The 21,130-nt window shown below is 70.1% G+C and carries 17 protein-coding genes and 1 tRNA gene; 16 read left to right on the top strand and 2 right to left on the bottom strand.

The genetic code is table 11. The features are described from left to right. Positions 1 to 12 precede the first annotated feature (12 nt). The 6 genes from MIAR_RS07805 (at position 13) to MIAR_RS07780 (ending at position 7,111) form a co-directional block, all read left to right on the top strand. Positions 13 to 2,925, top strand: a complete 2,913-nt coding sequence (locus MIAR_RS07805; protein ID WP_285633771.1) for a UPF0182 family membrane protein — start codon at positions 13 to 15, stop codon at positions 2,923 to 2,925. Positions 2,926 to 3,092: 167 nt separating this feature from the next. Further along, positions 3,093 to 3,293, top strand: coding sequence for a DUF1918 domain-containing protein (locus MIAR_RS07800; RefSeq protein ID WP_285633768.1), 201 nt, complete (start codon positions 3,093 to 3,095; stop codon positions 3,291 to 3,293). Positions 3,294 to 3,389: 96 nt separating this feature from the next. Further along, positions 3,390 to 3,463, top strand: a tRNA-Met gene (locus MIAR_RS07795). A gap of 284 nt (positions 3,464 to 3,747) precedes the next feature. After that, a complete protein-coding gene (locus MIAR_RS07790) occupies positions 3,748 to 5,178 on the top strand; it encodes an amino acid permease (protein WP_285635696.1) in 1,431 nt (476 codons plus the stop codon). Positions 5,179 to 5,198: 20 nt separating this feature from the next. Continuing rightward, positions 5,199 to 6,011 (top strand): carbon-nitrogen hydrolase family protein, encoded by an 813-nt coding sequence (locus MIAR_RS07785; RefSeq protein ID WP_285633765.1) that lies wholly within the window; start codon positions 5,199 to 5,201, stop codon positions 6,009 to 6,011. After that, positions 6,008 to 7,111, top strand: coding sequence for a serine hydrolase domain-containing protein (locus MIAR_RS07780; protein WP_285633762.1), 1,104 nt, complete (start codon positions 6,008 to 6,010; stop codon positions 7,109 to 7,111). Before MIAR_RS07785 ends, MIAR_RS07780 begins: the two co-directional genes overlap by 4 nt. Positions 7,112 to 7,149: 38 nt before the next feature. Here MIAR_RS07780 and MIAR_RS07775 read toward each other — a convergent pair whose 3' ends face one another. After that, positions 7,150 to 8,349, bottom strand: a complete 1,200-nt coding sequence (locus MIAR_RS07775) for an aminotransferase class I/II-fold pyridoxal phosphate-dependent enzyme (protein WP_285633758.1) — start codon at positions 8,347 to 8,349, stop codon at positions 7,150 to 7,152. Positions 8,350 to 8,446: 97 nt separating this feature from the next. Between MIAR_RS07775 and MIAR_RS07770 the strand changes: the two genes are divergently transcribed. The 3 genes from MIAR_RS07770 to MIAR_RS07760 are packed head-to-tail and all read left to right on the top strand — an operon-like array spanning position 8,447 to position 12,764. Then, on the top strand, positions 8,447 to 10,024 hold the full coding sequence (locus MIAR_RS07770; RefSeq protein WP_285633755.1) for a S1C family serine protease: 1,578 nt from the start codon (positions 8,447 to 8,449) through the stop codon (positions 10,022 to 10,024). 53 nt (positions 10,025 to 10,077) lie between these two features. Then, positions 10,078 to 11,331: a CDP-glycerol glycerophosphotransferase family protein gene (locus MIAR_RS07765; RefSeq protein WP_285633752.1), complete on the top strand. Its 1,254-nt coding sequence runs from the start codon at positions 10,078 to 10,080 to the stop codon at positions 11,329 to 11,331. Further along, complete coding sequence (locus tag MIAR_RS07760) at positions 11,328 to 12,764, top strand: CDP-glycerol glycerophosphotransferase family protein (RefSeq protein WP_285633749.1); 1,437 nt, start codon at positions 11,328 to 11,330, stop codon at positions 12,762 to 12,764. Before MIAR_RS07765 ends, MIAR_RS07760 begins: the two co-directional genes overlap by 4 nt. 25 nt (positions 12,765 to 12,789) lie before the next feature. Here the strand turns inward: MIAR_RS07760 and MIAR_RS07755 are convergent, their stop codons facing one another. Then, a complete protein-coding gene (locus MIAR_RS07755; RefSeq protein WP_285635693.1) occupies positions 12,790 to 13,827 on the bottom strand; it encodes a glycosyltransferase family 2 protein in 1,038 nt (345 codons plus the stop codon). Between the two features lie 147 nt (positions 13,828 to 13,974). On the opposite strand from MIAR_RS07755, the gene MIAR_RS07750 reads away from it, so the two are divergent. From MIAR_RS07750 to MIAR_RS07720, 7 genes are all read left to right on the top strand, one after another. Next, positions 13,975 to 15,258: a CDP-glycerol glycerophosphotransferase family protein gene (locus tag MIAR_RS07750; protein ID WP_285633746.1), complete on the top strand. Its 1,284-nt coding sequence runs from the start codon at positions 13,975 to 13,977 to the stop codon at positions 15,256 to 15,258. Beyond that, positions 15,259 to 16,023: a biotin--[acetyl-CoA-carboxylase] ligase gene (locus MIAR_RS07745; RefSeq protein WP_285633743.1), complete on the top strand. Its 765-nt coding sequence runs from the start codon at positions 15,259 to 15,261 to the stop codon at positions 16,021 to 16,023. A 57-nt stretch (positions 16,024 to 16,080) separates the two neighbouring features. After that, complete coding sequence (locus MIAR_RS07740; protein WP_425561562.1) at positions 16,081 to 16,626, top strand: PH domain-containing protein; 546 nt, start codon at positions 16,081 to 16,083, stop codon at positions 16,624 to 16,626. A 74-nt stretch (positions 16,627 to 16,700) separates the two neighbouring features. Next, positions 16,701 to 17,825 carry a 5-(carboxyamino)imidazole ribonucleotide synthase gene (locus tag MIAR_RS07735; RefSeq protein ID WP_285633740.1) on the top strand — a complete coding sequence of 375 codons (1,125 nt, stop codon included), beginning with the start codon at positions 16,701 to 16,703 and terminating at the stop codon, positions 17,823 to 17,825. Positions 17,826 to 17,941: 116 nt separating this feature from the next. Beyond that, on the top strand, positions 17,942 to 18,409 hold the full coding sequence (gene purE / locus MIAR_RS07730; protein WP_285635687.1) for a 5-(carboxyamino)imidazole ribonucleotide mutase: 468 nt from the start codon (positions 17,942 to 17,944) through the stop codon (positions 18,407 to 18,409). Next, positions 18,406 to 19,860, top strand: coding sequence for an LCP family protein (locus MIAR_RS07725; RefSeq protein ID WP_285633737.1), 1,455 nt, complete (start codon positions 18,406 to 18,408; stop codon positions 19,858 to 19,860). The genes purE and MIAR_RS07725 overlap by 4 nt, the downstream gene beginning before the upstream one ends. A 58-nt stretch (positions 19,861 to 19,918) precedes the next feature. After that, a complete protein-coding gene (locus tag MIAR_RS07720; RefSeq protein WP_285633735.1) occupies positions 19,919 to 20,992 on the top strand; it encodes a glycosyltransferase in 1,074 nt (357 codons plus the stop codon). Positions 20,993 to 21,130 lie beyond the last annotated feature (138 nt).

The following is a 21,130-nucleotide window of genomic DNA, read 5'->3' as shown; positions in this document are numbered from 1 at the left end:
TAGGATGGGAGGGTGACCACCTCCTCATCCCACCCGCCGGCCACACGCAGCGCCTCGCGCCGGATCCTCGCCGTCTCGGTGGCGATCATCGTCGCCCTGATCGCCGCGTTCTTCATCTTCGCGTCGCTGTACACCGAGTACCTCTGGTTCGACCAGCTGAAGTTCACGAACGTCCTGACCACGCAGTGGATCGCCACGGTCTCGATGTTCGCGCTCGGCTTCCTCGGCATGGCGCTGCCGATCTTCCTGTGCATCCAGCTCGCGTACCGGCTCCGCCCGGTCTACGTGCGGCTGAGTTCGCAGCTGGACCGCTACCAGGAGGTCATCGAGCCGCTGCGCCGGCTGGCGATGTGGGGGATGCCGGTGTTCTTCGGCATCTTCGCGGGCTTCGCCGCCGCGGGCAACTGGAAGACCGTGTGGCTGTGGGCCAACGGCGTGAGCACCAAGACGCTCGATCCCGAGTTCCACCTGGACACGGGCTTCTACCTCTTCGCGATGCCGTTCTACTCGATGCTGCTGGCGTTCGTCTCGGCCGTGCTGCTGCTGTGCCTGGTGATCACCGCGCTGGTGTCCTATCTGTACGGCTCGGTGCGCATCGGTCAGCGTGAGCTGCGCATCTCCAAGCCCGCGCGCATCCAGCTCGCGGTGCTCGCCGGCCTCTACCTGGCCGTGCAGGCCGTGAGCCTGTGGCTGGACCGCTACCTCACGCTGGTGCAGCCGGAGGGTCGCATCACCGGTGCGGGATACACCGGAGTGAACGCCACGATCCCGGGACTGGCGATCCTGTCGATCATCGCCGCGGTCGTCGCCGTGCTGTTCCTGATCACCGCCGTGATCGGCCGCTGGCGCTTCCCGCTGGCCGCCACCGCGCTGCTGATCGTCGCCTCGCTGGTGGTGGGCATGGGCTACCCGTGGGTGGTCACCACCTTCCAGGTGAAGCCGAACGAGAACAGCTATCAGGCGCAGTACTACGAGCGGAACATCAACGCCACCAAGGAGGCGTTCGGCGTCGCGGACATGGAGGTCACTCCGTTCAAGGCGACCACCGACACCACGGCCGGTCAGCTGCGCGCGGATGCCGACACCACGGCATCCATCCGCATCATGGACCCGGCCGTCATCGGTCCGACCGTCCGCCAGCTCGAGCAGTACCGCTCGTACTACCAGTTCGCCACGGACATGGACGTCGACCGCTACACGATCGACGGAAAGAAGCAGGACACCGTCGTCTCGGTCCGCGACCTCGACATGAACAAGCTCGGCGGCGGTGACAGCTGGAACAACCGCGCCGCGGTGTACACGCACGGCTACGGCCTGGTCGCCATGGCGGGCAACGAGCGCACCTCGGACGGCGACCCGGTCTTCCTGGAGCAGGGCATCCCCACCTCGGGCTTCCTGACCGACAGCGAGCACTTCGAGCCGCGCGTGTACTTCGGCGAGACCTCGCCGGAGTACTCCATCGTGGGCGCCCCGGAGGGCACCAAGCCCGTCGAGATCGACTACCCGCGTGGTCAGGACAGCGAGAGCAGCGACACCAAGACCACGTTCACCGGCAACGGCGGACCGCGGATCGGCAACACGTTCACCAAACTGCTGTACGCGCTGAAGTTCCAGTCCGAGCAGATCCTGTTCTCGAACCTGGTCAACTCCGACTCGCAGATCCTGTACGACCGCGACCCGCTCACGCGCGTGAAGAAGGTCGCCCCGTACCTGACGCTGGACCGCGACCCGTACCCGAGCGTCGTGGACGGCCACATCGTGTGGATCGTCGACGGCTTCACCACCAGCGCGTCGTACCCGTACTCCAAGACGGTCAGCATGCAGGACGCCATCGCGGATTCGCAGACGCCGGCCTCCGCGGTCGCGTTCGACAACATCAACTACATCCGCAACTCGGTCAAGGCCACCGTGGACGCCTACGACGGCTCGGTCAAGCTGTACGCCTGGGACGACCAGGACCCGGTCCTGAAGGCCTGGGAGAAGATCTACCCGACCACGGTCAAGCCGATCAGCGACATGTCGGCCGACCTGATCAGCCACGTGCGATACCCCACCGACCTGTTCAAGGTGCAGCGCGACATCCTCGGCGTCTACCACATCGACGACGCGGGCTCCTTCGCCCAGGAGGACAACCGCTGGCAGACGCCGGAGGACCCGCGCGAGAAGGGCCAGCTGCAGCCCCCGTATTACCTGTCGATGAAGATGCCGGGTCAGGACGAGCCGCGGTTCTCGATGTTCTCGACGTTCATCCCCGCCGACGGCGCCGGCGACAGCCGGCAGGTGCTGATGGGCTACCTCGCGGTCGACTCGGACGCCGGCGACAAGGCCGGCGTGAAGGCGAAGGACTACGGCAAGCTGCGGATGCTGGAGATCGACACCTCCACCACCGTGCCGGGCCCCGGTCAGGTGCAGAACACATTCGACTCGAACGCCAGCGTGGCCGAGAAGCTCAACGTGCTCACGATCGGAAAGTCGGAGGTGAAGTACGGCAACCTGCTGACTCTGCCGGTCGGCGGCGGTCTGCTGTACGTGCAGCCGGTGTTCGTGCAGTCGTCCGAGGGCACCAAGCTGCCCACGCTGCGCAAGATCCTCGTCGCCTTCGGTGACCGGGTCGCCTTCGAGGACACCCTGACCGAGGCGCTGGATGCACTGTTCGGCGGCGACGCCGGCGCGCCGGGCGGCGACGAGGGCGTGACCCCGAATCCCGGGGACGGCGGCACCACGCCGCCGGATCAGGGCGGCACCACGCCTCCCACCTCGTCGGACGCCATGAAGCAGGCGCTGGCGGATGCCGGAGCGGCGCTCGCCGCTCGGAACGCGGCGCTGCGCGACGGCGACCTCTCCGAGTTCGCCGTCCAGGACGAGAAGCTCACCGCGGCGGTCCAGAAGATCCTCGAGCTGGAGGGTCAGACCGCGGGGGAGTAGCCCTCGCTCGCAGTTCCGCACAACGTCGCAGGATCCCTCGGGATCTCTGCGACGTTGTGCATTTGTGCGAGTCTGTGCCGATTCGGATGCCGGGAGCCGAACTGCCACTGGCAGTCCAGCTCGCACGCGCGGACAATGAGAGCATCAGGCTGCGGGAGGTGGTCGCGATGCGAGCGGAAGTGGGATCGCGCATCAGGATCCATGGCGCACGAGTCGGGAACTCGGAGCGGCACGGCGAGGTGCTGGAGACGCGCGGGGAGGACGGCGGACCGCCCTATCTGGTGCGGTTCGACGACGGCGGGGAGTCGCTGATCTTCCCCGGTCCGGACTGCGAGCTGGAGCATCAGGGGGATGCCGCCGACGCCTGAACGCACGGTCGACGAGCGCGCGACACGCCCGCCCGTCGCGCGGGAGGCCGCTCGATTCGCCTCCTGTTCACCTGCGTGTTAGGCTTTAAGACGTGCCGCGGGGTGGAGCAGTTCGGTAGCTCGCCGGGCTCATAACCCGGAGGTCGCAGGTTCAAATCCTGTCCCCGCAACAAAGAGAAGAAGGCTCGGTCCACAAGGACCGGGCCTTCTTCGCGTCTGCGGCACCCGATCGCGCAGGGACCGCCGCGATCGTCTGTGATCCCAGACGCAGATTCCCGCATCTGGTCGGGGAGCGACCCGCCGATGGGATTTCATCGTAGGGATCCGCACGGTCCGGGCCTCGTGATGAAGCCCGGATCACGCGATCGGCCGGTCCGTTCGAAGGAGAATCGTGCACACCACCGAGACCTCGCAGACGCTGCGTCGTGGCCTGACCGCCCGCCACATCCAGTTCATGGCTCTGGGATCCGCGATCGGCACCGGCCTGTTCTACGGCTCGTCGGCCGCGATCCAGACCGCGGGCCCGGCGGTGCTGCTCGCCTACATGATCGGCGGCGCGGTCATCTTCCTGGTGATGCGCGCCCTCGGCGAGATGGCCGTGCGCCATCCCGTGGCCGGATCCTTCGGGCAGTACGCCTCGCGGTATGTCGGCCCCTTCGCCGGCTTCCTGACGGGCTGGACCTACACCTTCGAGATGTTCGTCGTCGCCCTCGCCGACGTGACCGCCTTCGGCGTGTACATGGGGTTCTGGTTCCCGCAGGTCGAGCGCTGGGTGTGGATCCTCGCGGTGGTGTTCATCATCGCGGCGGTGAACCTCGTCAGCGTGAAGGTTTTCGGCGAGCTGGAGTTCTGGTTCGCTCTGATCAAGATCGTCGCGATCGTCGCGATGATCGCCGGCGGCATCGCGATCATCCTCTTCGGCTTCGCGAACGCGGGCGGACATGAGGCCGGGTTCCACAACCTGGTGGGCGAGGGAGGCTTCGCGCCGAACGGGCTCTGGGGCGTGCTCGCGTCGCTGACGATCGTGATGTTCGCGTTCGGCGGCACCGAGGTCATCGGCATCACCGCGGGCGAGGCGGAGAACCCGAAGAAGGTGCTGCCGCGCGCCATCAACTCGGTTCCGGTCCGCATCCTGCTGTTCTACGTGCTGGCGCTGGGCGTGATCATGATGATCCAGCCGTGGGACACGATCGACGGCGAGGCGAGTCCGTTCGTGTCGATCTTCAGCAGCCTGGGTCTCGCCGGCGCGGCGAACATCCTGAACCTCGTCGTCATCACGGCGGCCCTGTCGGCCATCAACGCCGACATCTTCGCCGCCGGACGCATGCTGCACGGGCTGGCGGAGCAGGGCCAGGCTCCCCGCGCGTTCGCGCGCACCACAAAGGCGGGCGTGCCGTTCATGACCGTGCTCACCATGGTCGCGGCCCTCCTGGTCGGGGTGCTGCTGAACGTCTGGTTCCACGACCAGATCTTCTTCCTCATCGCGGCGCTGGCGACCTTCGCGACCGTCGTCGTCTGGCTGATGATCCTCGTCTCGCACGCCCGGATGAAGGCAGAGATCACCCGCGAGAAGAAGCTGCCCTCCGAGTTCCCGGCACCGCTCTGGCCGGTCGGGAACTACGTGGCGATGGCCGTCATCGCGCTCGTCATCGTGCTGATCGGCATCATCCCCGACAGTCGCCCGGCGCTCGTGGTCGGAGCGATCTGGATCGCCCTGCTCGCCGCGGCATACTTCGGATTCGTCCGCGGCACCGGCCGTGTCCGCAAGGAGCTCGTGGACGAGACGGCGGCGATCCCCGTCATCCGCGTCGAGCAGGAGGAATCCGGGTCTGAGCACGAGGACGACGCCGTCGACGAGGAGGGCGAGCCCGAGCGCACACGCTGATGATGCGCGAGGATGGGCAGATGACCGCATCCGCCCCGCTCGTCGCCGTCTGCCAGTTCGCGCCCACCGCATCGCGGGAGTCCAATCGCGCGCGCATCGCGGGGCTCGTCGCGGATGCCGCGGCGCGCGGCGCCCGGGTGATCGTGCTCCCGGAGTACAGCAGCTTCTTCGTCGACCCGATGGACGACTCGCTCGCTGCGAACGCGGAGCCGGTCGACGGGGAGTTCGTGCAGGCCCTGCAGGCGCTCGCGGGTGAGCACGGCGCCGTCATCGTCGCGGGCATGGTCGAGACAGCGGATGCCGGCCGTGTGCACAACACGCTGGTCGCGGTGTCGGACGCCGGGATGCAGGCGGTCTACCGCAAGCAGCACCTCTACGATGCGTTCGGGCAGACCGAGTCCGACTGGATCGAGCCCGGAGAGCTCGGACAGGCGTCGGTGTTCGACGTCGACGGCATCCGGTTCGGGATGATGACCTGCTACGACCTGCGCTTCCCGGAGATCGCGCGCACCCTCGTCGATGCCGGGGCGGATGCCCTGATCGTGCCCGCCGAGTGGGTGCGCGGCCCGCTCAAGGAGCACCACTGGAGCACGCTGCTCACCGCGCGCGCCATCGAGAGCACGGCGTACGTGATCGCCGCCGACCATCCCGCACCGATCGGCGTAGGCCTGTCGCAGGTGATCGACCCGCAGGGGGTCGCGGTCGCCGGCGTCAGCGCGGGGGAGGGCATCGCCCTGGCATCGGTCGACCCGCAGCTGATCGCGCGCACCCGTGAGGCCAATCCCGTCCTGCGGCTGCGACGCTATGCTGTGGTCCCGCGGAAGACGTCGTGAGAGGCGGGGTCCCCTTCGAGTCGGTCGTCGTCGCACCCGGGTACGAGAACGCGCGCGACGTCTTCACCGGCCTGCTGCACGCCGGTCAGGAGATCGGCGCTTCCGTGGCGGTGCGGCGGGACGGCGCGCCCGTGCTGGAGATGCACGGCGGATGGCAGGACGGGGCGCGCACCCGACCCTGGACGGCAGGCACTCTGGCGATGACGTACTCCGTCGGCAAACCGCTGGCGGCGGTCGCCGCGCTCCGTGCCGTGGCCGAGGGTCGGGTCGGACTGGACGACCCGGTCAGCGCGTGGTGGCCGGAGTACGCCCGGCAAGGCAAGCGGCGCACCACTCTCCGGCACATGCTCAGCCACACGGCCGGCGTCCCGGCCTTCTCCGATGCGAGCATCGACCCCCTGGATCGGGGCGCGCTGGTCGCTGATCTGGTCGGGCAGCGTCCGCTCTGGGAACCCGGCACCGTTCCGGCCGAGCACGCTCTCACGTACGGGCACCTCATCGACGGCGCCCTGACGGCGCTCGGCGCGGCTGACATCCGCTCCTCCGCCGCCGAGCTGGGCTCACGCCTCGGCGCCGACCTCCGCTTCGGCGTCGACGAGTCCGACCTGCCGCGCGTCGCCGATCTCGAGATCATCGACGCGACGTGGGCGGGCACCCAGGATCACGAGCTCGCCCACCGCGCTCGCACGATCCCTGCCGGCATGCTCGATCCGGCCGTGACGAACAGCGACAGTGTGCGCACGGCATCCTTCCCGGCGATCGGTCTGTTCACGAACGCCACCAGCCTCGCACGGTTCTACGACGATCTCGCCCGCGAGGACGGCCCCCTCAGCAGGATGCTGGGATCCGGACTGCTCCGCGAGTTCACGACCGCGCAGGCGATCGGCACCGACCGCTTCCTGGACGCGCATGCCGAGTGGGGCCTCGGGCTGCGCGTCGACGACGGGGAGTGGGGGATGGGCGGAATCGGCGGCAGCTGCGCCTGGCACCATCCCGGGCGAGGCTACTCGTTCGCCTACGTCACGCGGGGTCTGGGAACGTTCGACCGTGTGGACGCGCTCGCAGATGCGGTCGAGGCCGCCATCGCCGCGGGCGCCTGACCTCGTCGACCGGATGCCGGATGCCGGATGCCGCAGCCTCAGCCGAGCGCCGCGAGCCGGCGGGCGGCCTCCTCGAGCACCTCGACCCTCTTGCAGGCGGCGAAGCGCACCAGCCCCGAATAGTCGCCGTGGTGCTCGGGAGCCACGAACGCGGTGATCGGGATCGCCACCACGCCGGCGCGCTCCGGAAGCGCGCGGCAGAAGGCCATGGCATCCGCCCCGCCCAGCGCCGTCGCGTCGGCGACGGTGAAGTACCCGCCCTGCGGTGGATGCACGTCGAACCCTGCCGTGCGCAGCGCATCGCCCAGGATGCCGTGCTTGTGCAGCAGCGTCGCCCGGGCGTCGTCGAAGTAGGAGTCCGGCAGTCGCAGACCCACGGCGATCGCGGGCTGGAAGGCCGAGCCGTTCACATAGGTCAGGAACTGCTTCACGGTGAGCACCGCGGTGATCAGCTCGGCGGGACCGTGCACCCAGCCGATCTTCCAGCCGGTCGCCGAGAACGTCTTGCCGCCCGACGAGATGGTCAGCGTCCGCTCGGCGGCGCCGGGCAGCGTCGCGATCGGCACGTGCGGCGCCGAGAACGACAGATGCTCGTAGACCTCGTCGGTCACGATGACCGCGTCGTGCCGATTCGCCAGTCGCACGACCTCCGCCTGCACCTCGGGGCCGAACACCGCGCCGGTCGGGTTGTGCGGGTCGTTCACGAGGATGATGCGGGTGCGGTCGTTCACGACGGCGGCGAGCTGATCCAGATCCGGCTGGAAGTCGGGGAGCCGCAGCGGAACCGTGCGCAGGCGCGCTCCGGCCAGTGCCACGACCGCAGCGTAGGAGTCGTAGTACGGCTCGAAGACGACCACCTCGTCCTCGGGCGAGTCGATCAGCGCGAGCAGGGTCGCCGTGAGAGCCTCGGTGGCGCCGGCGGTCACCAGCACCTCGGTGTCGGGATCGGTCTCCAGGCCGTAGAAGCGGCGCTGGTGCTCGCTGATCGCGAGCCGCAGGTCCGGGATGCCGCGCCCCGGCGGGTACTGGTTCGCGCCGTGCGCGATGGCATCCTTCGCCGCCTCCAGGACCGCCGACGGACCGTCCTCGTCCGGAAAGCCCTGGCCGAGGTTGATCGCGTCGAATCGGACCGCCGCCGCAGACATCTCTGCGAAGATGGTGGGCGCGACTTCGCCCTGTGGGGAGAGCAGACCTGCTCCTGCTGCGGTGCGCCGCCAGGCGCCGGGAATGACATCCATGCAGAACAGGCTAAGACCATAGGAGAAATCCAACTTCGCCATATGAAAACCACAGGGACGCTTGTCAGTCTGATGGTGCGCCTGGAAGGAGCAGATCATGAACGACAACAACACCAACGGTGAGGTCCCGGGCCCCGGGATGCCGAACGCCGGCTCGACGCCGGTGAACCCTCCGTTCTCCGCACCGGGTGCGCCCGCCGCGGCCGACCAGCCTCAGCCCGGTCAGCCCGCCACCGGCGCGTACGGCGCCCCGCAGTCCCCGGGCTGGCAGGCACCGTACGGTGCGCAGCAGCCGACCGCGCCGCAGGCCCACTACAGCGGCCCCGCGCACCTCGCACCGCACCCGACGGGCTCCGCGTTCGGCGGCGCCGCGCAGAGCGCGCCGTCGCACCCGACGGAGCCGACCCTGCCGCTCGACCCGACGCTGCTCGCCGCGCCGGCCGAGGCCTCCGGTGCTGCGTCGCCGGGCAAGGGCGGCGCGACGCTCAAGGTCGCCGGCCTCCTGCTCGCCGCGGCCCTGGTGGGCGGCGTGGCGGGCTTCGGCGGCAGCGCCCTCGGCGGTTCCCTGAACGGCACGCCGGTCTCGCAGACCGCGACCGGCCCGCAGACCGTCACGGTGAACAACCCCGGTTCCGTGAACCAGACCACCGCGATCGCGGCCGACGTGCTTCCCTCGGTCGTGACGATCAACGTCGCCGGCTCCCAGGAGTCGGGCAGCGGATCCGGGGTCATCCTGTCCAAGGACGGCTACGTCATGACCAACACGCACGTCGTCACCCTCGGCGGCGCCGTCGCGGACCCCACGATCACGGTGACCACCTCCGACGGCCACATCTACTCGGCCACGGTCGTCGGCACCGACCCGATCTACGACCTCGCGGTCATCAAGCTGAAGGATGCGACCGGCCTCAAGCCCATCGAGTTCGGCAACTCCGCCAAGCTCAACGTGGGCGACGCGGCCGTCGCGGTCGGCGCCCCGCTCGGGCTGTCGAACTCTGTCACCGACGGCATCGTCAGCGCCCTGAACCGCAGCATCCAGGTCGCGTCCTCGGCAGTGCCGAAGAACTCCGACTCGCAGCAGAACGGTGACGGCGGCAGCGGCAACGGCAACCCGTTCCAGTTCGATCTGCCCGGCCAGAGCCAGAGCCAGCAGCCGCAGCAGTCGATCTCGATCGCGGTCATCCAGACCGACGCGGCGATCAACCCCGGAAACTCCGGTGGCGCCCTCGTCGACAGCCAGGGCCGCCTGATCGGCGTCAACGTCGCCATCGCGACCGCGGGCCAGTCCTCGTCGTCGTCCAGTGAGCCCGGCTCCATCGGCGTCGGTTTCGCCATCCCGGCGAACATCGCCAAGCGGGTCTCGACCGAGATCATCGAGAACGGCTCCGCCACGCACGGCCTGCTCGGTGCTCAGGTGCAGGATGCCGCGTCGCTGAAGGACGCGACCATCGCCGGCGCCGTGATCGCCAAGCCCACCGCGGGCGGGGCGGCCGAGAAGGCCGGGCTGCAGTCCGGCGACATCATCACGGAGTTCGACGGACTGCCCATCGGCAGCGCCACCGACCTCACCGCCCAGGTGCGCGCCGAGGCCGCCGGATCCACCGTGCAGATCACGTACGTCCGCGACGGCAAGACCTACACCACCGAGGCCACACTGGGCACGCTCAAGCTCTGAGCACCCTCAGTCCACGGTCAGTTCAGGACGCCACCCCGCGATAGGCTCGCGGGGTGGCGTCCTTCTCGTTCGGAACCGGCAACGCGGCCAAACTGCTCCGCCTGCCGTTGTATGCCGCGGGACGCATAGGAACCCTGATCGTCCCGCGCGGACGCACCTGGGTGTTCGGGTGCGGGGCAGGAATCGGCGACGGCGCCCTCGCGCTGCTGCGCGAGGCTCAGACCCAGGGGCACAGCACGCTCTGGCTGGTGCGCTCACCGCGAGAGCAGGCGGATGCCAGGGCCCTGGGCATCCGCACGCGTCGCCGCGACGGCATCCGCGGATGGTGGGCGACCGCCCGCGCCGAGGTGATCGTGGTCACCCACGGCCTAGGGGATGTCAACCGGTACGGCAGCACGGACGGCTTCGTCGTGCAGCTCTGGCACGGAATCCCGCTGAAGCGCATCGGCCTGGACTCGCCGGTCACCGCACAGGTGCCTGCGCGCCTCCCCGGCGCGGCCCTGCTGCGCCGGCTGCTGACCGTCGCCTACCGTGGAGCGGCGCAGCGGATCCGCGTGCTCCCGGCGGCCTCGCACCGATCCCGCGGTCGCCTCGAATCCGCGTTCGGTCTCGGGGACGATCGGGTGGTCGTCACGGGGGAGCCGCGCGTGGACGTGCTCTCCGCGGGAACGCCGGAGGGCCGCCGTGCCGCGGCGACCGCCTTGCTCACCCGCACCGGTCCGCTGCTTCCGCAGCAGCGCGTGCTGCTGTACGCGCCCACCTGGCGCGACGGCGCAGCCGACCCTGCCGTGCCGGACGCCGCGCAGTGGGTGCGGATCGTGCGGACGCTGGAGCAGCACGACGCCATCCTGTTCATCCGCTCGCATCCGCTGGGCGAGGGATCGTATTCGCCGCCGTGGTCGAGCGGCAGGGTCCGGATGCTGAACTCGGAGCTGCTCCCCGACGTCACCCCGGCGCTGCCACGGGTGGACCTGCTGGTGACGGACTACTCCTCGATGGCCTATGACGTGGGGCTGCTGGCCCTCCCTGTGGTGTACCTGGCGCCGGATGTCGAGGACTATGCGCGCGAGCGCGGCTTCTACGGCCGCTACGAGGATGTCGCAGGCGACGACTACGCTCGCGACTGGGACGGCGCGATCGAGCAGCTCGACGCCGTGCTGAGCGACGACGACGTGCGTGCGGATCGTGTGGAGCGGTCGGCGGCGCTCAGCGAGGACATGCACGCCTACCGCGACGGGCGCAACGCCCACCGCGTCTACAGGTCCATCCGCGCGCGAGGGATCCCCGCGCCGAAGGGAGCACGATGACCACCGCTCGCATCGATGAGCAGACCCAGACGCTGATCGTCGCGGGGACCGGACCGCGCCCGGCGTCCGCGTCACTGACCGGGTCGCGGGCGCAGGTCACGGCGAAGGTGACCGGCGGGGGCAGGACCTGGAAGGCGACGTTCCCGCTGCGCGCCTCGCGCTGGGGCGGCGCGGAGCTGCCCCTTCCTGCGGGCGAGTACCGGCTGTCCGTCGAGGGGGAGGACCTCTCCGAGGTCGACATCGAGCCCACGCTGCTGTCGATCCTGCGCGTGGAGGCGCGGGGCCCCGTCGTGACGATCGCTGCGCCGCTGGACCCGGTGTACGAGACCGCCGAGGGGCAGCGCACCCTCGAGGAGCGGTACGTGTCGCAGATCGGCGCCGGCGAGAACGCGGTGTTCTTCGAGAGCTTCTATGGGCAGACCTCCGGCTGCAACCCGCGGGCCATCGATCGGGTGCTCGCCGAGCGCGCACCGTCGGTGACGCGGTACTGGGCCGTCACCGACCTGTCGGTGGAGGTGCCCGAGGGCGCCGTCGCCGTCGTCGAGGGCAGCCCGGAGTGGTGGCGGGCCCGGGCTGATGCACGGATGCTGATCGTCAACGACTGGCTGCGGCGGCGCTTCGTGCGCAAGCCCGGCCAGCGGGTGCTGCAGACCTGGCATGGCACGCCGCTCAAGCGGCTCGCTCTGCACCGGCCGGGCTTCGACCCCCGGCGGATGGCGGCCGTGGTGAAGGAGTCCCGCCGCTGGGACGCCCTGCTGGCGCAGAACGTCTACGCCGCGCGCGTGCTGAAGAAGGCCTACGCGTTCTTCGGCAAGCCGATCTGGACGGACGGCTACCCGCGCAACGACCTGCTCGTCACCGGGGATCCCGCTCCCGTGCGCGAGGCGCTCGGCATCGGACCGGACGAGCGCGTGCTGCTGTACGCGCCCACCTGGCGCGACGACCGCTCCGAGATGGTGGACTTCATCGATCCGGAGAAGCTGGCGGCCAAGACCGACTCGGTGGTGCTCGTGCGCGGGCACTCCCGCACGCTCAAGCCCGGTCGCGACAGGGCGGGTTCCCGTGTCATCGACGTGACCGGCTACCCCGAGACCTCGCGACTGCTGCTCATCGCGGATGCCCTGATCACCGACTACTCCTCGGTGATGTTCGACTTCAGCGTGACCGGGCGGCCGATGTACTTCCTGGTGCCCGACCTGGAGCACTACCGGGGCGAGCTGCGCGGCTTCTACTTCGACCTCGCCGAGCGCGCCCCCGGGCCGCTCGTGCGCTCGCAGGACGAGCTGGTCCGCGCGCTGGCGGACGCCGAGGGTCCCGACGCCTATCGCGAGCACTACGCGGCATGGACCTCGCAGTTCAACCGTCTCGACGACGGGGAAGCCGCGGATCGGGTGGTCTCCCGCATCCTCGACCAGGGCTGGCTGACCGCCTGACCCCGCGACCGGCTGAGGGAGGTCCTCAGGGGAGCGGGGTGTTCTGCGACCCGAGGCGCGAGGCGTCCACCGTGTCGCCGGCTCCGCGGAGCACGCCGGCGAGGAACCCGAGACCCCAGGCGAAGTGCATCGTGGGCAGCACGGCGAGGGTCCACAGCCGCTCGTGCAGCCCGCGCGGCCCTCGCGCGATGCCGAGACCGCCCAGGCCGACGGCGAGCACCAGCAGGACGTACGCGACCAGGGGCAGGTAGATCGCGCTCGCGATGAGCGAAGCGAGCCCGTGCAGCGCACCGGTCAGCTGCAGGATGCCGACGATCACCGCCAGTGCGGTGAGGACCACCAGCGCCGGCGGCGCGAAGAAGCGCAGGCTGTTGCTGCGCCCGTAGCGGCGCACCAGCTCACCGCGCCAGGCGCCCGTCGCGCGGAACTGGCGGGCCAGACGCCACCAGCTCTCCCGCGGCCAGTACGTGACCGACAGCGCCGGATCGAACCAGACCAGGTGACCCGCCTGGCGGATCCGCAGGTTCAGCTCCCAGTCCTCGCCGCGGCGGATGCTCTCGTCGAAGAGGCCGACCTCGTCCAGCACCTCGCGCCGCATCACGCCGAGGTACGCGGACTCCGCCTCGCCCTCGGGTGCGCCGCCGTGGTACGCGCCGCCGCCGAGTCCGACGGGGGAGTTGTACAACCGCGCGACCGCGCTCTGGAACGGGGTCCGGCCGTCGGCGCGCATGACACCGCCGACGTTCGCGGCGCCGGTGCGCCGCAGTGTCTCCAGCGCCCGCTGCGCGTAGCCGGGGGAGAGCTCGGAGTGCGCGTCCACGCGGATGATCGTGGAGTACCGGCTCGCGCGGATCGCGGCGTTCAGGCCGACCGGGATGTGCGCGTGCGGGTTCTGCACCAGGCGGATGCGGGCGTCGCCGTCGGCGAGGCGCTGCGCGAGCGCGGTCGTCCCGTCGCTGGACGGCCCCAGCGCCAGGACAAGCTCGGTCGGCCCGCCCACGTCCTGCGCGAGCACGGACTGCACCGCGTGCTCCAGGTAGTCGATCTCGTTCAGCACGGGCATGACGAAGGAGACGCCGTCGGGGTCGGTCCTGTCGTTGTGCTGCACCCGTCGATCATGTCATGCGGCGCGGTTCCGCGACTCGGAGGATTCGGAGGTTGCCGTGTCACCGGCTCGGAGGGGAGGCATCCCACCCCGTATTCTGGACGGATGGGTGTGGTCTCTGACGGGAAGAAGGCGTACCGGCTGCTGCGGAAGGCGCTCACCTCGCGCTCGGCCGTGCAGCGGGTCCGCCGCACGCTCGCCGCTCAGGAGCCGCATGAGCCGGGTCGCTACCGGGTTGCGGTGTACTTCGCCGACGGCGCTGTGAACATGTACCAGATGCGGCAGTGGTATCGCCCACTGCAGGGGCTCGCAGAGCGCTGGCCGGTGGTCGTGCTCTCCCGCAGCGCGACGGGCGCGGAGAAGCTGATCGACGAGAGCGGGCTTCCGGTGGCGTTCGTGCCCACGGTGCGCAACCTCGAGAAGTTCCTCGCCAAGCAGGACATCCGCATCGTGTTGTACGTGAATCAGAACACCCGCAACTTCCAGATGTTCCGGTACGGACGCCGCTGGCACGTGTTCATCAACCACGGCGAGTCCGACAAGATGTACATGACCACGAATCAGTACAAGGCGTACGACTACGCGCTGATCGCAGGCCAGGCCGCGCGAGACCGGCTCAGCCGCACGCTGTGGGACTTCGATCTCGACCGTCGCACCATCGAGATCGGCCGTCCGCAGGCCGATCACTACTCGGGGACGCTGCCCTACACGCCGGATGAGCGCACCGTGGTGCTGTACGCGCCCACCTGGGAGGGCGATCGCCCGTCCGCGCACTACGGCTCGATCGCCACGCATGGTGAGGCGCTCATGCGCGGCCTCCTCGCCAGCCCCCGGCACCGCGTCATCTACCGTCCGCATCCGCGCAGCGGCGTGGTGAACGAGGAGTACGGAGCGGCGCATCAGCGCATCCTCGACGCGATCGCCGCGGCCAACGCCGCCGATCCGTCCGCCCATCACGTGTACGACGACGGTCCGGACCTCGGCTGGCAGCTCGCGGCCGCCGATGTCGCCGTGGTCGACATCTCGGCCATGGTCTACGACCGGCTCGCGGCGGGCAAGCCCCTCATGATCACGCGGCCCGCCGATGAGCGCGCCTCGATCGACACGACGGGATACCTGTCGGCATGCGAATGGCTCACGGTCTCCGGCGCGGAGAACATCCTCGCCGAGGTCGAGCGGGTGAGCGCGGACGCGGAAGCCGTCGCCCGCCTGCGCACCTGGGTGCAGCACTACTTCGGCGACACCACACCGGGTGCGGCCACCGCGAAGTTCCACGGTGCCATCGAGCAGCTGATGCAGAAGTGGGACGAGTGGCACGCGCGTGACGCCGTGGAGTCCGGCCCGGATGACGACGACGTGAGCGACGACGACGAGGACGACGAGGACTGAATGGACCTGACCAGGACCTCCAGTGCCGCCTCGCGACTGCTCGTGCTGCCCGAATGCGGTTCGACCAACGCCGAACTGCGCGGCCGGGCTGCGGACGCCGGCGACTGGCCGCACCTCTCGGTGCTGCTGACCGACACGCAGACCTCGGGGCGCGGGCGCCTCGACCGCACCTGGACCACTCCGCCGGGAGCCGCGCTCGCCGTCTCGGTGCTGCTGCGCGACCTGCCGGTCGACGTCGATCTGTGGGGCTGGATCCCGCTGGCGGCCGGCGTGGCGATGACGGATGCCGTCGCCGCGCAGCTGTCCGGTCACGAGGTCGGTCTGAAGTGGCCGAACGACGTGCTCGTCGACGGACGCAAGATCTGCGGCATCCTCGCCGAGGTCACCGGGGGCGCGATCGTCCTCGGTACGGGGATCAACACCGCCATGACCGCCGAGCAGCTGCCGGTCCCCACCGCGACCTCCTTCGCGGCACTCGGCGTCGAGGCCGACGTCGACCGGCTCCTCTCCGACTACCTGACCGGCTTGGCGGCCGCAGTCGACGCGCTCGCACAGCACGCGGATGCCGCGGCCTCCGGGCTTCACGACGCCGCGTCCTCGCGCTGCCTCACGCTCGGCCAGGACGTGGACGTGTCCCTGCCCGACGGGAGCGTGCTGACGGGCCGGGCCGTGCGCCTCGCATCCGACGGCCGACTGGTCGTCGACGACGGGCGGACAGAGCACGAGGTGGCCTCGGGCGATGTCGTGCACGTGCGCCCGGCCTGATCAGGACACACCTGGCCCCCTGAGCTCGACGGCGATCCGTACGGGCACAATGGAGGGGTGACCCAGCCCGTGACGCTCGGCGGACGGCCGATGATGCCGCCACCGGGCGCGCCCGTGGAGGAGCTGCTGGTGGCGCGGTTCCGCAGCCATGCGCGGCGTCTGTTCTGGTCCGCCCTGGTCCTGATCGGCGTGTGCGGCGCGACGGCCTTCCTCTACGGGAACCTCGAGCCGCCGTTCGAGGACTGGATGCTGCTGGCCGCGGCGGCTGCCGCCGTGGTGCTGCTCGTCATCGTCCCCTTCCTCGTCTGGTTGTCGCGCACCTACACGATCACCACCCGCCGCGTCATCGTGCGCGAGGGGATGGGGTCGCGCGGCAGGCGGGAGCTCTCGCACACGCGGGGCTACTCGATCGCCGTACGGCGCGGCATCCTGCAGCGGATGTGGGGGGCGGGGACCATCACGCTGAGCAACGGCGTGGACGCTCCGCTGCGCCTGGTCAACGTGCCGAGCGTGAACCTCGTGCACGAGGCGCTGGCCGACCAGATCGAGGTCAACCAGATCCTCGCGCATCGCGACGCGCAGTCCGGCACCGCGGGCGACTGAGCCCGGGCGTGGTCCGAACGGCATCCGCACGCTTGCCGCATGCGGAAGAATGGTCGTTGACGAAAGGACGGCGGATGACTGTGCACGTGGGTGTGATCGGCGGAGGCCAGCTGGCGAGGATGATGATCGCCCCGGCGGTGGAGCTCGGCATCGATCTGCGCGTCCTGGCCGAGGACCACGGCATGTCGGCGCAGCTCGCCGCGACCGCGGTCGGCGACTACCGCGACCTGGACACCGTTCGCGCGTTCGTGCGCGACGTCGACGTCGTCACCTTCGACCACGAGCACGTCCCTCAGGACGTGCTGCGCGCCCTCGTCGCCGACGGCGTGGAGGTGCACCCCGGCCCCGACGCCCTGCAGTTCGCGCAGGACAAGCTGGTCATGCGCGCGCGCCTCGCCGAGCTCGGCGTGCCGCAGCCGGACTGGGCGGCGGTGTCGGATGCCGAGCAGCTGCAGCGCTTCATCGACGACCACGGCGGGGGCGCCGTCGTGAAGACGCCCAGAGGCGGCTACGACGGCAAGGGCGTGCGCGTCGTGCGCGCAGGCGACGAGGCATCAGACTGGTTCGCAGGGCTCACCGAGGGCGAGTCGCTGCTGGCCGAGGAGCTCGTCTCGTTCACGCGCGAGCTCGCTCAGCAGATCGCTCGTCGTCCCGGTGGCGAGATGGTCGCCTACCCGGTCGTGGAGACCGTGCAGCGCGACGGCGTGTGCGCAGAGGTCATCGCACCGGCACCGGGCACCAGCGCCCGCCTGGTGCAGGTCGCCGAGCAGATCGGCCGCACCATCGCCGAGGGCGTGGGCGTCACGGGAATGCTGGCCGTCGAGCTGTTCGAGACGGATGACGAGCGGATCCTCGTGAACGAGCTCGCCATGCGCCCGCACAACAGCGGTCACTGGAGCCAGGACGGTGCGGTCACCGGTCAGTTCGAGCAGCACCTGCGCGCCGTCGCGGATCTGCCGCTAGGGCGCACGGAGCCCCGCGCCGCGTGGACCGTGATGGTGAACATCCTCGGCGGGCCGAAGGACGGCACCCTGGAGGACAGGTTCTCGCAGGCGATGACCGAGCATCCCGAGGCGAAGATCCACACCTACGGCAAGGCTCCGCGGCCCGGCCGCAAGGTCGGTCACGTCAACGTGGCGGGCTCCGACCTGGACGATGTCGTGTACATCGCACGCGCCGCTGCCGCGCAGTTCCTCTGAGCCGGCTCTCACGGCGCGACTGCGTGCCGTTGCGACGTTCTCACAGGGGCGCCCCGTAGCCTGTCATGGTGACTGAGCCGCTGCATTCCTCGAGTTCGCCCCTGGTCGGCGTCGTGATGGGTTCCGACTCCGATTGGCGCGTGATGAGCGACGCATCGCAGGCGCTCACCGACTTCGGCATCCCGCACGAGGTCGAGGTCGTCTCGGCACACCGCACGCCCGACAAGCTGATGAGCTATGCGCGCGAGGCGCGCGGCCGGGGCATCCGCGTGATCATCGCCGGCGCCGGGGGCGCAGCCCACCTGCCGGGCATGCTCGCCTCCATGACGGCGCTGCCCGTGGTCGGCGTGCCGGTGCCGCTCGCCTATCTCGACGGCATGGACTCCCTGCTGTCGATCGTGCAGATGCCGGCGGGCATCCCGGTGGCGACGGTGTCCATCGGCGGGGCGCGGAACGCGGGCATCCTCGCCGCTCGCATCCTGGGCACCTCCGACACCGAGCTGGCGGATCGGGTCGAGGCGTACGCGCGCGACCTCGAGGGCCAGGTGGAGCAGAAGAACCGGCGGCTGAAGGACTCGCTGTGACCCTGGCGGCTCCGCGCGCCCCTGAGGCGGGCGCACGGCCGCTCATCGAGTCACGTCCGATCCGCAACCCGGATCAGCAGGACTCCCACAGCATGGGGCGCCGCGCCTGGTGGCTCGTGGTGCTGAACGTGCTGATCCCCGGCTCCGCGCAGGTGCTCGCGGGCAACCGACGGCTCGGCAGGTTCGGGCTCGGAGCGACGCTCCTGGGCTGGTTCCTGGTGATCGTCGCGGTCGGTTTCGCCCTGTTCGCGCGGCAGACTCTGGTGTGGCTGGCGACCGGACCCCTGTCGTGGTTCGTGCTCACGCTGGCGCAGGTGCTCTGCCTGGCCTACGCACTGCTGTGGGTCGTGCTCACGGTCGACACGCTGCGGCTGCTCAGGCTCGTGAAGCTGCCCACGATCACCCGCTGGGCTGCGCCCATCGCATCCCTCGTCGTGCTCGCGCTGGTCGGCTCCGGAGCCGTCTACGCCTCGAACATCGCCGCGGACAGCCGGGGCGCGCTGAATGCGCTGTTCGGCAACAGCGGACCCAGCCTGCCGCCCAGCGACGGCTACTACAACGTGCTCCTGCTGGGTGCCGACAGCGGCGATGGCCGCGACTCCATGCGCTTCGACAGCATCTCGGTGGTGTCCGTCAACGCCACCACCGGCGCGATGACGATCACGGGCATCCCGCGTGAGCTGCCCGACCCGCCGTTCCCGGCGGACAGCCCCATGCACAAGCTGTATCCGGACGGATTCAGGTCCCACAGCTCCAGCACGTGTGGCTGGAACGCCTGGATGAACCAGATCCGCAACGCCGCCGAGGTGTGCCGCAAGGACCGCGGCAAGGCGCTGTACCCCGACGCCGAGGCCCACGGCTCCGCGCCGGGCATCGAGGCGACCAAGGATGCCGCCGAGGCCGTGCTCGGGATCGAGATCCCGTATTACGTGTTCGTCGACATGAACGGCTTCGCCGATCTCGTGGACGCGCTGGGCGGCGTCGACATCAACGTGACCGAGCGTCTGCCGAAGGGCGGCCCGCCGCCCGGGTCCGGCGCGCACGACGTGGACAAGTGGGCGATCGGCTGGATCGAGCCGGGTCAGCAGCACATGAACGGCGACACCGCGCAGTGGTACGCCCGCTCGCGGTACACCACGAGCGACTACGACCGCATGAAGCGGCAGCGTCAGCTGCAGGAGGCGATCCTCGCGCAGTTCACACCGGAGAACGTGCTCACGCACTTCTCCGAGGTGATGAAGGCCGGCACGGCGCTCGCGTCCACAGACCTGCCGCAGGACAAGCTGCCGGAGTTCTTCGATCTGATGATGAAGGCCAAGAAGCAGCCCGTCACGCAGATCGAGCTGACGCCCGAGAACGGCATCGAGGAGAAGACCCCCGACTACGACCTGATCCGCGAGAAGGTGAAGGACGCGCTGCACCCGCCGACGAAGGCGCCGAGCGAGGGCTGATCGGGGAGGGGGCGGCCGGTCGCCCGGTATATCGGAGCGGCTCGCTTAGGCTGACCTTATGAGTGTGCAGCTGCGGGTGGTGCTGGATCAGGCGTCGCAGATCGTGGACGCGGATCAGGCGCGCGCGGCGCTGTCCCTGACGGCCGGGCTGGTCGCCACCGCACCCCGAGGCTGCGTCGTGTCGGCGCTCGTGCCGAGAGGTGCCGAGGTCCCCGTGCGCGGCGTGCAGGACGTGCGCGGTCTGCCCCTGGGGCGGCAGGAGCTCGCCGCGACGTGGCAGCTGGGCATCGTGCCGGGCGTCGGAGGCGGGCTGATCCATGCCCCGAGCCTGATGGCGCCGCTGGTGCGCCATGATCGGGCGAACGACAACGACCAGGTCACCGTGACCCTGTGGGACCTGGATGCGTGGGAGGCGCCCGAGAGGCTGAGCAAGGCGCAGCTGGTCTGGCAGAAGGCGATGCTCAAGCGTGCGGCCAAGCACGCTGATGCGGTCGTGGTGCCGTCGCACTCGATGGCGGAGCGCCTGGGGGAGCTCGGGCGCTTCGGGGACCGGGTCCGCGTGATCGCCGGCGCGGCGCCGGAGGGCTTCGCGGTTCCTGCGGACGCCTCGCGACGTCGCGAGGACCTGCAGATCCCCGAGCGGTACATCGCGCTCGTGGGCGACGCGGACTCGCTGCTGCAGGGCTTCCGCGCCGCCGCTCAGGCCGGTGCGGATGCCGTGGTGCTGGAAGCGCCCGAGGGGTCCGAGCCGGTGCTGGCCGATGTCGCAGCGGCCGCGGGCCTCCCCGAGCGGCGGGCACACATCCGCGGTGCGCTGGGCGACGAGGATCGGGCCGCGGTGCTGGGGGGAGCTGCGGCGCTCGTCGCGACGTCAGCTGCCTCGGCGTGGCCCTGGCGGGCGGTAGAGGCGATGGCGCTGTCGGTGCCGCTGGTCGCGGTCGATTCCGGCGTGCATCGCGACGTGCTCGCCGACGGCGCGGCGATCGTCTCGACGGACGAGATCCCGGATGCCGTCATCGACGCGCTGGGCGCGGGGGAGCGGCGCCTGCGCGTGCTCGCCGCGGACCGCTCGAGAGCCTTCTCGTGGGCGAGCTCCGCGGAGCGCCTCTGGGCGCTGCACGCGGAGCTCTGAGAGTCTCCTCCCAAGTCGGCGACACGCCGGCGAGGATGCGCCGATATTCCGCCCCACTGGCATCATCCGTCAACTTCAGTCACACTATTCACATGCATGCCAGCGGTTTTCCCGGTCCGCGCTCGTTCCGAAGTGCCC

Source organism: Microbacterium arabinogalactanolyticum, from assembly GCF_030268005.1.
In the GTDB taxonomy this organism is placed as follows: Bacteria; Actinomycetota; Actinomycetes; order Actinomycetales; family Microbacteriaceae; genus Microbacterium; species Microbacterium arabinogalactanolyticum.
Note: the sequence above shows the minus strand (reverse complement) of the source record. Positions and strands in the feature narration are given on the sequence as shown.